This window comes from Halomonas sp. CSM-2 (assembly GCF_002119345.1).
Classification (GTDB): Bacteria; Pseudomonadota; Gammaproteobacteria; order Pseudomonadales; family Halomonadaceae; genus Vreelandella; species Vreelandella janggokensis.
On the sequence record NZ_NBYR01000003.1, the window covers coordinates 96,401 to 110,782 of the forward strand.

Genomic DNA, 14,382 nt, shown 5'->3' on the forward strand with positions numbered 1-14,382 from the left:
AAGATTTTCGACGGCGAGCTACCCGATCAGGAGCTTGCTGTTCGCGTCTGACACGGCCGCAGGGCAGATGACCACGCATCGGTCACCCATGGTGAACAAGCTGGGGAATACAGATGGCTTACTCATATACTGAGAAAAAACGCATCCGCAAGGATTTCGGCAAACTGCCACAAGTGATGGATGTGCCTTACTTGCTGGCCATCCAGCTTGATTCCTATTACGACTTCCTCCAGCAAGATCGTTCGCCCGACGAGCGGCACGAGATCGGCCTGCACGCGGCGTTCAAGTCCGTGTTTCCGATTGAGAGCTTCTCCGGTAATGCGGCGCTTGAGTATGTCAGCTACCGGTTCGGTACGCCGGCGTTCGATGTTAAGGAGTGCCAGCTGCGCGGAGTCACGTATTCCGCACCGCTGCGCGTCAAGGTTCGCTTGATCATTTATGATCGCGATTCCTCGAATAAAGCAATCAAAGATATCAAAGAGCAAGAAGTCTACATGGGGGAAATCCCCCTGATGACGGAGAACGGTACTTTTGTGATCAACGGTACCGAGCGGGTCATTGTGTCCCAGCTCCACCGCTCACCCGGTGTTTTCTTCGATCACGACAAAGGCAAGAGTCACTCATCCGGTAAGTTGCTCTATTCCGCCCGAGTGATTCCTTACCGTGGTTCCTGGCTGGACTTCGAATTCGATCCCAAAGACAACGTCTTTGTGCGTATTGACCGCCGCCGTAAACTGCCGGCCACGGTGTTGATGCGTGCGCTGGGCATGAGTGCGGAAGAGATTCTCGACGAATTCTTTGAAACCAGCGTTTTCCACGTTGAAAAGTCTGGTTTTTCAGTGGAACTGGTGCCGTCGCGTCTGCGCGGCGAAACGGCCACCTTCGATATCAAGGATGGCAACGGAGAGACCATCGTTGAAGAAGGTCGCCGGATTACCCAGAAGCATATCCGCCAGCTCGAAAAAGCCGGGCTTGAGCGCCTGGATGTGCCGATGGAGTACCTGTTCGGCAAAACCCTGGCCAAGGACCAGATCGACAGCAAGACTGGCGAGCTGATCTGCCCGTGTAATACCGAAATTACCCCGGACGTGCTGGAAGCCATGGCCAAGGGCGGTATCAAGCGGATTGAAACGCTGTATACCAACGACCTGGACTGTGGTTCGTTTATTTCCGACACGCTGAAACTGGACACTACAGGGTCGCAGTTGGAAGCGCTGGTGGAAATCTACCGCATGATGCGCCCCGGTGAGCCGCCTACCAAGGAAGCCGCCGAGACGCTGTTCCACAATCTGTTCTTCACTGAGGACCGCTACGACCTGTCGGGCGTGGGTCGCATGAAGTTCAATCGTCGCTTACGCAACGAAGGCGATACCGGTTCCGGCATCCTGGATCGTAAAGACATCCTCGACGTCCTTCGTGAGCTGATCAACATCCGCAACGGCTTTGGCGACGTTGACGATATCGATCACCTGGGTAACCGCCGTATTCGCTGCGTTGGCGAAATGGCCGAGAACCAGTTCCGTGTTGGTCTGGTGCGCGTTGAGCGCGCGGTGAAAGAGCGTCTTTCCATGGCGGAAAGTGAAGGCCTGATGCCGCAAGACCTGATCAACGCCAAGCCGGTGGCAGCGGCGGTGAAAGAGTTCTTTGGCTCTAGCCAGCTCTCGCAGTTCATGGACCAGAACAACCCGCTTTCCGAGGTGACTCACAAGCGCCGTGTTTCAGCGCTCGGCCCGGGTGGTTTGACCCGTGAGCGTGCCGGCTTCGAAGTGCGCGACGTACACGCCACGCACTATGGTCGCCTGTGCCCGATCGAAACGCCGGAAGGCCCGAACATCGGTCTGATCAACTCGCTGGCCACCTACAGCCACACCAACAGCTACGGTTTCCTGGAAACGCCTTATCGCAAGGTAGTGAACCGTCAGTTGACCGACGATATTGTTCACCTCTCGGCAATCGAAGAAGGTGACTATGTTATTGCCCAGGCATCAGCGGCCGTGGATGAGTCCGGCAAGCTGAGCGACGATCTGGTGCAGGCCCGTCACAAGGGCGAAACCACCTTCATGCGGCCTGAGCAGGTCACGCTGATGGATGTCTCGCCGCGCCAGGTGGTATCAGTGGCAGCGGCATTGATTCCGTTCCTTGAGCACGATGATGCCAACCGTGCCTTGATGGGTTCCAACATGCAGCGTCAGGCGGTGCCTACACTGCGTGCCGAGAAGCCACTGGTGGGTACCGGCATGGAGCGCTTCGTTGCCCGTGACTCCGGTGTCTGTGCCGTAGCTCGTCGTGGCGGGGTGATTGATTCCGTTGATGCACGTCGTGTGGTAGTAAGGGTCAATGAAGACGAGATCATCGGCGGGGAAGCCGGGGTCGATATCTACAACCTGACCAAGTACACCCGCTCGAACCAGAATACCTGCATGAACCAGCGCCCCATCGTGCGGCCTGGTGACGACGTGGCGCGTGGCGATATCCTCGCCGACGGCCCGTCGGTGGACATGGGCGATCTGGCGCTGGGTCAGAACATGCGCATCGCTTTCATGCCCTGGAACGGTTACAACTTCGAGGATTCCATCCTGCTTTCCGAGCGGGCGGCCCAAGAAGACCGTTTCACCACCATTCACATCCAGGAACTGACCAGCGTATCGCGCGACACCAAGTTGGGCCCGGAAGAGATTACGTCGGATATCCCCAACGTCGGTGAGTCGGCGCTTGGCAAGCTGGACGATGCCGGTGTTGTCTACATTGGTGCCGAAGTGGGCCCGGGCGACATCCTGGTCGGTAAGGTAACGCCCAAAGGCGAAACCCAGCTGACGCCGGAAGAAAAGCTGCTACGTGCCATCTTCGGCGAGAAAGCGTCTGACGTGAAAGACACCTCGCTACGTGCCCCCACAGGCATGAAAGGCACCGTTATCGACGTTCAGGTGTTTACCCGTGACGGCGTCGAGAAAGACTCCAGGGCGCTTGCGATCGAGCAAATGCAGCTGGATGAGGTACGCAAGGACCTGCAGGAGACCTATCGTATCGCTGAAGACGCAACCTTCGAGCGTCTCAAGCGGACTCTGGAAGGCCAGGTGGTTAACGGTGGCCCGAACCTCAAGAAAGGCGATACCCTTGATGCGGCGTACCTTGACGAGCTGCCGCGTCAGCAGTGGTTCAAGTTACGCATGCAGGATGAGAGCGTTAACGAGCTGCTGGCCCAGGCCGATGAGCAGCTGGAAAATCGCCGCAAAGAAATGGACGAGCGCTTTGAAGACAAGAAGCGCAAGCTGACCCAGGGCGATGATCTTGCACCGGGCGTGCTCAAGATCGTCAAGGTTTACATGGCCGTCAAGCGCCGCATTCAGCCGGGCGACAAGATGGCTGGCCGCCACGGTAACAAGGGTGTTATCTCGGCGATCATGCCCATCGAAGACATGCCGTTCGACGAGCAAGGCGAGCCGGTTGACGTAGTGCTGAACCCCTTGGGTGTACCGTCGCGGATGAACGTGGGTCAGATTCTCGAAACCCACCTGGGCATGGCGGCGCGTGGTCTAGGCGTCAAGATCGAAGCCATGTTGCGCGATGCCCGTGAACAGCAAGTGGCCGAGATCCGCGACTTCCTGGGGCAGGTATACAACACGCCAGGCACGCGGGTCGAAGACATCGATTCGCTGAGTGATGACGAAGTCATTGCGCTGGCGAAAAACCTCAAGGCGGGCGTGCCCATGGCAACGCCGGTGTTTGACGGTGCTCAAGAGCACGAAATCAAGCACCTGCTCAAGCTGGCGGACATTCCCGAGTCGGGTCAGATGACATTGTACGACGGACGTAGCGGTGATGCCTTTGACCGCCCTGTTACCGTTGGCTACATGTACATGCTCAAGCTGAACCACTTGGTCGACGATAAGATGCATGCGCGTTCTACCGGTTCTTACTCGCTCGTCACCCAGCAGCCGCTGGGCGGTAAAGCGCAGTTCGGTGGTCAGCGCTTTGGTGAGATGGAAGTGTGGGCGCTGGAAGCTTATGGCGCGGCCTACACGCTGCAAGAGATGCTCACCGTCAAATCGGACGACGTCGAAGGACGCACCAAGATGTATAAGAACATCGTGGATGGCGACCACACCATGCAGGCAGGCATGCCGGAATCCTTCAACGTACTCGTGAAGGAAATCCGCTCGCTGGGCATCGATATCGAGTTAGAGAGCTAGGAGCCGTCCCATGAAAGATTTGGTGAAAGTACTCAAATCGCAATCTCAGTCCGAAGAGTTTGACGCGATCAAGATTACCCTGGCGTCGCCGGACATGATTCGCTCCTGGTCTTTCGGCGAGGTGAAGAAGCCCGAGACCATCAACTACCGGACCTTCAAGCCGGAGCGGGATGGTCTGTTCTGCGCCAAGATCTTCGGCCCGGTCAAGGACTACGAGTGTCTGTGCGGCAAGTATAAGCGCATGAAGCACCGCGGTATTATCTGCGAGAAGTGCGGTGTTGAAGTGACCAAGGCCGCCGTGCGTCGTGAGCGTATGGGGCACATTGAGCTCGCCTCCCCGGTGGCTCACATCTGGTTCCTGAAATCACTGCCGTCGCGCATCGGCATGTTCCTCGATATGACCCTGCGTGATATCGAGCGCGTGCTGTACTTTGAAAGCTTTGTCGTTATCGATCCGGGCATGACCACGCTGGAGCGCGGTCAGCTGCTGAACGACGAGCAGTATTTCGAAGCGCTGGAAGAGTTCGGCGACGATTTCGATGCCCGTATGGGTGCCGAAGCCGTCCAGGAGCTGCTCAAGGACATTGATCTGGAAGAAGAGATCAATCATCTGCGCGAAGAAATTCCGCAGACCAACTCTGAAACCAAGATCAAGAAGCTCTCCAAGCGTCTGAAGTTGCTGGAAGCCTTCTACCACTCCGGCAACGCGCCGGCGTGGATGGTCATGGAAGTGCTGCCCGTGCTGCCGCCGGACTTGCGTCCGTTGGTGCCGCTCGACGGTGGCCGCTTCGCGACCTCGGATCTCAACGACCTTTACCGTCGAGTGATCAACCGTAACAACCGCCTCAAGCGGCTGCTCGATCTCAATGCGCCGGACATCATCGTGCGCAACGAGAAGCGCATGCTCCAGGAAGCGGTCGATGCATTGTTGGATAACGGCCGCCGCGGCCGTGCGATTACCGGTACCAACAAGCGTCCGCTGAAATCGCTCGCCGACATGATCAAAGGCAAGCAAGGCCGTTTCCGCCAGAACCTGCTGGGTAAGCGCGTCGACTACTCGGGCCGTTCGGTGATTACCGTGGGTCCGACGCTGCGTCTGCACCAGTGCGGTCTGCCCAAGAAGATGGCATTGGAGCTGTTCAAGCCGTTTATCTACTCCAAGCTTCAGTCGCTTGACTACGCGTCAACGATCAAAGCGGCCAAGAAGATGGTCGAGCGCGAACTGCCGGAAGTGTGGGATATCCTCGCCGACGTTATCCGCGAGCATCCGGTCATGCTTAACCGCGCACCGACGCTGCACCGTCTGGGTATCCAGGCGTTTGAACCGCTGCTGATCGAAGGTAAGGCCATCCAGCTGCACCCGCTGGTGTGTGCTGCCTACAATGCCGACTTTGATGGTGACCAGATGGCGGTACACGTACCGCTGACCCTGGAAGCCCAACTCGAAGCCCGTGCATTGATGATGGCGACCAACAACGTGCTGTCGCCCGCCAACGGCGAGCCGATCATTGTGCCGTCGCAGGACGTTGTTCTGGGTCTTTACTACATGACCCGGGAAAGAATCAACGATAAAGGCGAAGGCATGATCTTTTCCGGCCTCGATGAGGTCGAGCGCGCCTTCGGTACCCAGACGGTATCGCTGCACGCGCGGGTGAAAGTGCGCCTGGACGAAGTGGATGTTGACGAAGAGACCGGGGATCGTTCTCATCACCGCCGTATCTACGACACCACGGTGGGTCGGGCACTGCTGTTCCGCATCCTGCCGGAAGGGGTGCCGTTCGAGCTGATCGATCAGCCGATGAAGAAAAAGGCGATCTCCAGCCTGATCAATGAAGTGTACCGTCGCGCCGGCCTCAAGCCGACCGTCATCTTCGCTGACCAGTTGATGTATACCGGCTTCCGTCTGGCGACGATGTCCGGGGCCTCTATCGGCGTCAACGACTTTGTCATTCCCGAAGCGAAGACAGAAATTGTCGACGCTGCCGAGGCGGAAGTTAAGGAAATCGAAGACCAGTTCTCTTCTGGCCTGGTAACAGCGGGCGAGAAGTACAACAAGGTTATCGACATCTGGTCCAAGGCCAATGACAAAGTCGCCAAGGCGATGATGACCGGTATCTCGAAAGAGACGGTGGTTGATCGCGATGGCAACGAAGTCGAACAGGATTCGTTCAACAGCGTCTTCATCATGGCCGACTCCGGCGCACGTGGCTCCGCCGCCCAGATCCGCCAGCTGGCGGGTATGCGTGGTCTGATGGCCAAGCCGGACGGCTCGATCATCGAAACACCGATCGTCGCCAATTTCCGTGAAGGCCTGAACGTACTGCAGTACTTCATCTCGACCCACGGCGCGCGGAAAGGTCTCGCGGATACGGCCCTGAAGACGGCCAACTCCGGTTACCTGACCCGTCGTCTGGTCGATGTCGCACAGGATCTGGTGATTACCGAGTCCGATTGCGGTACCGAAAACGGCCTGACGTTGCACCCGATCATCGAAGGCGGCGACATCATCGTACCGTTGTCCCAGCGTGTGTTGGGTCGAGTGGTAGCTCAGGACGTAGTCGATCCTGGAACGGATGAAGTCCTTATCCCGCGCGGTACGCTGCTCGATGAAAAATGGTGCGCGTCGCTGGACACCATGGGCGTTGACGAAATTATCGTTCGTTCGACGATTACCTGTGATACGCCGCATGGCGTGTGCTCTGCCTGCTACGGCCGTGACCTGGCTCGCGGTCATCAGGTCAACATCGGTGAATCTGTCGGCGTCATCGCCGCTCAGTCCATCGGTGAACCGGGTACCCAGCTGACCATGCGGACCTTCCACATCGGTGGTGCGGCTTCGCGGACATCGGCAGTGGACAGCGTCCAGGTCAAGCACGGCGGCAAGGTGCGCCTGCACAACATCAAGCACGTTGAGCGTGCCGACGGCAAGCTGGTCGTGGTATCCCGCTCCAGCGCCCTGGCCGTTGCTGACGACCATGGTCGCGAGCGTGAGTACTACAAGCTACCCTACGGTGCAGAGCTTTCCGTGCGTGACGGCGATGTCGTCGATGCCGGTGCAACGGTCGCCAAGTGGGATCCGCACACTCACCCGATCGTTGCCGAAGTGGAAGGTAAGGCGCAGTTCATCGATCTCGACGAGGGTGTCACCATGCACCGTACCGTCGACGAGATGACGGGCCTGTCGTCCATCGAGGTTATCGAAGCTGCGGCACGTCCCATGGCCGGTCGTGACAAGCGCCCGATGGTCATGCTCAAGGATACCGCTGGCGAGTACGTTTCGGTCTCCGGGGCGAATACCCCAGTGCAATACCTGCTGCCGGGTAAATCGATTATTTCCGTTGATGACGGTGCGGCGATCGGTGTGGGTGAAGTGGTTGCCCGTATTCCGGTCGAGGCGTCCGGTAACAAAGACATCACCGGTGGTCTGCCACGCGTGGCTGACTTGTTCGAAGCGCGTAAGCCGAAAGAACCCTCAATCCTGGCCGAGATCAGCGGTGTGGTCAGCTTCGGTAAAGAGACCAAAGGCAAGCGTCGCCTCACGATCACGCCGGAATCCGGTGATCCGTTTGAAGCGCTGATTCCCAAGTGGCGCCAGATTGCCGTGTTTGAGGGCGAGACCGTCGAGAAAGGCGAGGTGATTTCCGACGGGCCGAGCAATCCTCACGATATCCTGCGTCTGCTGGGCGTCGCCGAGCTTGCCAAGTACATCGCCGCCGAAGTTCAGGATGTTTACCGCCTGCAGGGCGTCGGTATCGACGACAAGCACATCGAAGTGATTGTGCGTCAGATGCTGCGCAAGGTGGAAATCACCGACTCTGGCGATTCTGACTTCATCACTGGCGATCAGGCAGAGCTAGTGCGGGTGCTGGAGCAGAACGCAGTACTTGAGAAGGAAGGCAAATTCCCCGCCAAGTATCAGCGCTTGTTGCTGGGTATCACCAAGGCCAGTCTGGCGACCGAATCGTTCATTTCGGCGGCATCGTTCCAGGAAACGACCCGTGTATTGACCGAAGCAGCGGTAACCGGCAAGCGCGATTATCTGCGCGGCCTGAAAGAAAACGTCGTAGTGGGTCGTCTGATTCCGGCAGGTACCGGTCTGACTCACCACGCGGAACGTCGCCGCAAACGCGAAGACGTCGAGCGCCTGTACAATCCCTCGGCGACCGAGGTAGAGCAGGAGCTGGGAGCTCAGTTGACCGCATTGGATTCCGACGACGAGCTCTAACATTGAGACCTGACCCTTTGGCATCATGGTCCTGTCGGTTTAGCGACCGGCAGGACTTGACGTCGGCTAGGGTCAGCCTTTAGAATGCGCAGCCTTTAACAGTGGGGTGGGTACGCCCGCATCCGCTGGAAGGCCAGGCAACCATTGGAGTCAGCTAAACACCATGGCAACGATTAATCAGCTAGTGCGCAAGCCGCGTAAGCGCCCCGTCACCAAGAGTGACGTGCCCGCGCTTCAGGCTTGTCCGCAAAAGCGCGGCGTATGTACGCGCGTTTACACCACCACCCCGAAGAAGCCCAACTCGGCCCTGCGTAAGGTTTGCCGTGTGCGCCTTACCAACGGCTTCGAAGTGGCTTCCTATATCGGTGGTGAAGGTCACAACCTCCAGGAGCACTCTGTTGTGCTGATTCGTGGCGGTCGTGTGAAGGACTTGCCCGGTGTGCGTTATCACACCGTTCGCGGCGCCCTTGACACCTCTGGCGTACAGAATCGGAAGCAGGGTCGTTCCAAGTACGGTACCAAGCGTCCGAAGTCCTAATTCGGTGCTGCGTCGCGTAAGCGGCGTCCGTACGAGATGTTTATCACGCATATGATGGTCTGATAAGAGTAAGGTCGGGCGGCACTTCGCGAAATCGCTTGTGTGAGTTCCGAGTTTACCTGAAGGATCCTTAAATTGAGGGCTTATCATGCCTAGAAGAAGAGTTGTAGCTAAGCGCGAAATCCTGCCGGATCCCAAGTTCGGAAGTGAGCGCCTGGCGAAGTTCATGAACCACCTGATGTTCAGCGGCAAGAAGTCCATAGCTGAGCGCATCGTTTATGGTGCGTTGGACAAGGTTGCCGAGCGTAGTAAAGAAGAGCCGCTGGAGATCTTCGACAAGGCGCTGGAAGCTATCCAGCCGATGGTCGAGGTAAAGTCGCGCCGTGTCGGTGGTGCGACTTATCAGGTGCCGGTTGAAGTTCGTCCGTCACGTCGCCAAGCGCTCGCCATGCGCTGGCTGGTTGACGCGGCGCGTCGTCGCGGTGAGAAAACGATGGTTCAGCGTCTTGCAGGCGAAATGCTGGATGCCGCTGAAGGCAAGGGTTCTGCCGTCAAGAAGCGCGAAGACGTGCATCGTATGGCAGAAGCCAACAAGGCCTTCTCGCACTACCGTTTTTAAGATCGGCGCTTTTAGCATCAGCGTTTTTTAAATTCGGCGTTTTCTGGAGATGCTTTTTTGCTACTGCGCCGTGTCGAGATCAGTGAGCGTCAGTTGCAAGATGCCGCCGCTATCATGATTGATGGCGGCGGTGGCATAAGCAAAAAACGCACCTCCAGATTCACGAGCATCGCCAACAAACGGGAGTTCCACCGTGGCACGCAAGACTCCACTAAATCGTTACCGTAATATCGGTATCGTCGCCCACGTCGACGCGGGTAAAACCACGACGACTGAGCGTGTACTGTTCTACACCGGCCTTTCCCACAAAGTGGGTGAGGTGCATGACGGTGCGGCGACCATGGACTGGATGGAGCAGGAGCAGGAGCGTGGTATTACTATCACCTCAGCTGCGACGACCTGTTTCTGGCAGGGCATGAGCAAGCAGTTTCCTGAGCACCGCATCAACATCATCGACACACCGGGGCACGTTGACTTCACCATCGAAGTTGAGCGTTCCCTGCGCGTACTTGATGGGGCGGTTGTCGTACTGTGCGGTTCTTCCGGCGTTCAGCCGCAGACCGAGACAGTATGGCGCCAGGCCAACAAGTACGAAGTGCCGCGCATGGTCTTCGTCAACAAGATGGACCGGACCGGTGCCGACTACTTCATGGTCGTCGACCAGTTGAAAGAGCGCCTGGGTGCCAATGCCGTGCCCATCCAGATCAACTGGGGCACGGAAGAGAACTTCAAGGGCGTCATCGACCTGATCCAGATGAAGGGCATCCTTTGGGACGAAGAGAACCTGGGCATGAATTATGACCTGGTTGATATTCCCGAAGAGCTGGTCGAAACGGCAGAAACCTACCGCGAGCAGATGGTCGAAGCCGCGGCAGAAGGTTCTGATGAGTTGATGGAAAAGTATCTCGAAGGTGGTGAGTTGACCATCGAAGAGATCAAGGCAGGTCTGCGTGCGCGCACCCTGGCTAACGAAATCGTCCTCATCACCTGCGGTTCCGCCTTCAAGAACAAGGGCGTTCAAGCAGTGCTGGACTGCGTCATCGAGTACATGCCGTCGCCGACTGAAGTCAAGGCGATCGAAGGCGAGCTTGATGATAAAGACGGTACTATCGATACCCGTGAAGCGGACGATAATCAGCCGTTTGCTGCCTTGGCGTTCAAGATTGCCACCGACCCCTTTGTGGGTACCCTGACGTTTATTCGCGTCTACTCGGGCGTTTTGAATTCTGGTGATGGCGTCTACAACTCGGTCAAGAGCAAAAAAGAGCGTGTTGGACGTATCGTTCAGATGCACTCGAATTCGCGCGAAGAAATCAAGGAAGTACGCGCGGGCGATATCGCGGCTTGTATCGGTCTGAAAGATGTCACCACCGGGGACACCCTGTGTGATATCAATCACAAGATCGTGCTTGAGCGTATGGAATTCCCCGACCCGGTTATCTCGGTAGCGGTTGAGCCGAAGTCCAAGGCTGACCAGGAAAAGATGGGTGTTGCTCTGGGTAAATTGGCCCAGGAAGACCCGTCCTTCCAGGTGAAAACCGACGAAGAGACTGGTCAGACGATCATTTCGGGAATGGGCGAGCTTCACCTCGATATTCTTGTCGACCGTATGCGTCGCGAGTTCAAGGTAGAAGCCAATATCGGTAAGCCGCAGGTGGCCTACCGTGAAACGATTCGCGGCAGCGTCGAGCAGGAAGGCAAGTTCGTACGCCAGTCTGGCGGTCGTGGTCAATACGGTCACGTTATCATGCGTATCGAGCCGTTGACCTACGAGGAGAAAGGCGAAGGGGATGATGAAATCTTCTTCAAATTCAACTCGGAAATCGTCGGTGGTGTGGTTCCCAAGGAATACATCCCGGCAGTAGAGAAAGGGGCATACGAGCAGCTGAAAAATGGCGTCATTGCGGGTTACCCGATGATTGACGTTAAAGTGACGCTGTTTGATGGCTCCTATCACGACGTGGACTCCAACGAGACTGCGTTCAAGATTGCTTCTTCTATGGCAGTGAAAGAAGGTGCCAGGAAAGCCAAGGCCGTGCTGCTGGAGCCGGTGATGAAGGTCGAAGTCGTGACCCCCGAAGAGTTTATGGGTGACGTCATGGGCGACCTGAACCGTCGTCGCGGCCTGGTCCAGGGCATGGATGATTCCTCGTCTGGTAAAATCATTCGTGCAACGGTGCCGCTGGGTGAGATGTTCGGTTATGCAACCGATCTCCGCTCGCAAACCCAGGGCCGTGCGAGCTACTCTATGGAGTTCGCGAAGTACGAGGAGGCGCCCTCCAGCGTCGTTGAAGCCGTCATCAACCAAAACGGTTAACCGTTAGCTAACGTAAAGAGGTTATAGCAGTGGCTAAGGAAAAATTTGAACGTTCCAAACCGCATATCAACGTCGGCACCATTGGTCACGTCGACCACGGTAAAACGACTCTGACTGCGGCCTTGACCCGCGTTTCCGCTGAAGTATTCGGTGGTGACTGGAGTGAGTTCGACGCCATCGATAACGCGCCGGAAGAGCGTGAGCGCGGTATCACCATCGCGACGTCTCACGTGGAGTACCAGTCCGAGACGCGTCACTACGCACACGTTGACTGCCCGGGGCACGCCGACTACGTCAAGAACATGATCACCGGTGCTGCGCAGATGGACGGCGCAATCCTGGTATGTTCTGCCGCCGACGGCCCGATGCCGCAAACGCGTGAGCACATCCTACTGTCTCGCCAGGTAGGCGTTCCGTTCATCGTTGTGTTCCTGAACAAGGCGGACATGGTCGATGACGAAGAGCTGCTCGAGCTGGTTGAAATGGAAGTTCGTGAACTTCTCGACCAGTACGATTTCCCGGGTGACGACACGCCGATCATCACTGGTTCTGCGTTGATGGCTCTGGAAGGCAAGGACGACAACGGCATGGGTACGACTGCCGTTGCCAACCTGATCAAGGCGTTGGATGAGTACATTCCGGAGCCTGAGCGTGCCATCGATCAGCCGTTCCTGATGCCGATCGAGGACGTATTCTCTATCTCTGGCCGTGGTACTGTTGTTACCGGTCGTGTAGAGCGCGGCATCATCAAGGCGGGCGAAGAAGTTGAAATCGTCGGTATGCGCGACACGACCAAGACGGTCGTTACCGGCGTTGAAATGTTCCGTAAGCTGCTCGACGAAGGTCGTGCAGGCGAGAACGTTGGCGCCCTGCTGCGTGGTACCAAGCGTGATGACGTTGAGCGTGGTCAGGTTCTGGCGAAAACCGGCACCATCACCCCGCACACCGTCTTTGAAGCAGAAGTCTACGTACTGTCCAAAGAAGAAGGTGGTCGTCACACGCCTTTCTTCAAGGGCTACCGTCCGCAGTTCTACTTCCGTACCACTGACGTCACCGGTACCTGTGAACTGCCGGAAGGCGTTGAGATGGTCATGCCGGGCGACAACGTGAAAATGGTTGTCACCCTGATCGCTCCGATCGCCATGGACGAAGGTTTGCGCTTCGCGATTCGTGAAGGCGGCCGTACCGTTGGCGCTGGCGTTGTGGCCAAAATCATTCAGTAAGTTGATTCGCTGAATGTGAAAGGGGGCTCGTTTGAGCCCCCTTTTCTGCGCACCTCTAGCAAATGTTTGACATGGGCTTTTGGCGTGCCTATAATGCGCATCCTTTGAATGCGTGGGTAGACGGCTCGCGCCGTCGACATCCATTGGAGTTTAGGGCAAATGCAGAACCAAAAGATTCGCATTCGGTTGAAAGCGTTCGACCATCGCCTGATCGATCAGTCCACAGCGGAGATTGTTGAAACCGCTAAGCGTACTGGTGCTCAGGTTCGTGGTCCGATTCCGCTGCCAACCAACCGCGAGCGCTACACCATTCTGATCTCGCCGCACGTCAACAAGGACGCGCGTGACCAGTATGAGATTCGTACGCACAAGCGTGTGCTCGACATTGTTGAGCCGACCGAGAAAACCGTTGATGCGCTGATGAAGCTCGATCTCGCCGCTGGCGTAGACGTGCAAATCAAGCTCGACTAATCACACTAGACACTTGCGGCCCAGCGCTCATTACGAAATAACCTTGAGCAGCAGCCGCCGCGTCGTGAGACGCCACACAATGTGCTAGTGGAATGCTCTGGAAAGGGCAGCCATAGCGGGTGATAGCCCCGTACACTATAGGAGAACTGAGAATGACTATCGGTTTAGTCGGTAAAAAGGCCGGGATGACTCGTGTCTTTACCGAAGACGGTGCATCAGTGCCCGTAACCGTTATTGAGGTTGATCCTAACCGTGTTACACGCGTTAAATCTGTCGAGTCTGACGGTTACGCGGCGGTTCAGGTAACAACCGGCTCTCGCAAGGCCAAACACCTCAGCAAAGCCCAGGCGGGTCAATTTGCTAAGGCGGGTGTTGAGGCTGGTCGTTCACTGATGGAGTTTCGTCTGGAAGATGGCGAAGAAGCTCCTGAAGTCGGCGGCGAACTCACCGTATCCCTCTTCGAAGCTGGTCAGATGATCGATGTGACCGGTACCTCCAAGGGTAAAGGTTTCCAGGGTGCCGTTAAGCGCTGGAACTTCCGTACCCAAGACAACAGCCATGGTAACTCGCTGTCGCATCGCGCGCCGGGTTCTATCGGTATGTGTCAGACCCCGGGTCGCGTTTTCAAAGGCAAAAAGATGGCCGGTCAAATGGGTAACGCCCGTTGCACCGTGCAGAGCCTAGAGATCGTCCGTGTCGACGCCGAGCGTAACCTGCTGCTGATCAAGGGCGCCGTGCCGGGTGCAACCGGTAGTGACGTTATCGTTCGCAGCGCCGTTAAAGCAGGCTGAAGGGGATA

Annotated in this window: 8 protein-coding genes; all 8 read left to right on the forward strand. The window is 57.0% G+C overall.

The features are described 5' to 3' along the window. The first annotated feature begins 113 nt into the window (after positions 1-113). The 8 genes from rpoB (at position 114) to rplC (ending at position 14,374) form a co-directional block, all read left to right on the forward strand. The gene (rpoB, locus tag B7L15_RS03270) at positions 114-4,190 is read left to right on the forward strand and encodes a DNA-directed RNA polymerase subunit beta (RefSeq protein ID WP_085917611.1); all 4,077 of its coding nucleotides are present in this window, start codon (positions 114-116) and stop codon (positions 4,188-4,190) included. Positions 4,191-4,200: 10 nt separating this feature from the next. After that, on the forward strand, positions 4,201-8,415 hold the full coding sequence (gene rpoC, locus B7L15_RS03275) for a DNA-directed RNA polymerase subunit beta' (RefSeq protein ID WP_085917612.1): 4,215 nt from the start codon (positions 4,201-4,203) through the stop codon (positions 8,413-8,415). A 163-nt stretch (positions 8,416-8,578) separates the two neighbouring features. Further along, positions 8,579-8,953, forward strand: coding sequence for a 30S ribosomal protein S12 (rpsL, locus tag B7L15_RS03280; RefSeq protein ID WP_066318585.1), 375 nt, complete (start codon positions 8,579-8,581; stop codon positions 8,951-8,953). A gap of 148 nt (positions 8,954-9,101) precedes the next feature. Then, entirely contained in the window at positions 9,102-9,572 is a 471-nt protein-coding gene (gene rpsG / locus B7L15_RS03285; RefSeq protein ID WP_027337504.1) for a 30S ribosomal protein S7, read from the forward strand. 193 nt (positions 9,573-9,765) lie between these two features. After that, positions 9,766-11,889, forward strand: coding sequence for an elongation factor G (fusA, locus tag B7L15_RS03290; RefSeq protein ID WP_085917613.1), 2,124 nt, complete (start codon positions 9,766-9,768; stop codon positions 11,887-11,889). A 29-nt stretch (positions 11,890-11,918) separates the two neighbouring features. After that, complete coding sequence (gene tuf, locus B7L15_RS03295) at positions 11,919-13,112, forward strand: elongation factor Tu (protein ID WP_085917614.1); 1,194 nt, start codon at positions 11,919-11,921, stop codon at positions 13,110-13,112. 159 nt (positions 13,113-13,271) lie between these two features. Next, positions 13,272-13,583 (forward strand): 30S ribosomal protein S10, encoded by a 312-nt coding sequence (gene rpsJ / locus B7L15_RS03300; protein WP_009098983.1) that lies wholly within the window; start codon positions 13,272-13,274, stop codon positions 13,581-13,583. 152 nt (positions 13,584-13,735) lie between these two features. Continuing rightward, entirely contained in the window at positions 13,736-14,374 is a 639-nt protein-coding gene (gene rplC, locus B7L15_RS03305) for a 50S ribosomal protein L3 (protein WP_066318578.1), read from the forward strand. The last annotated feature ends 8 nt before the right edge of the window (positions 14,375-14,382 follow it).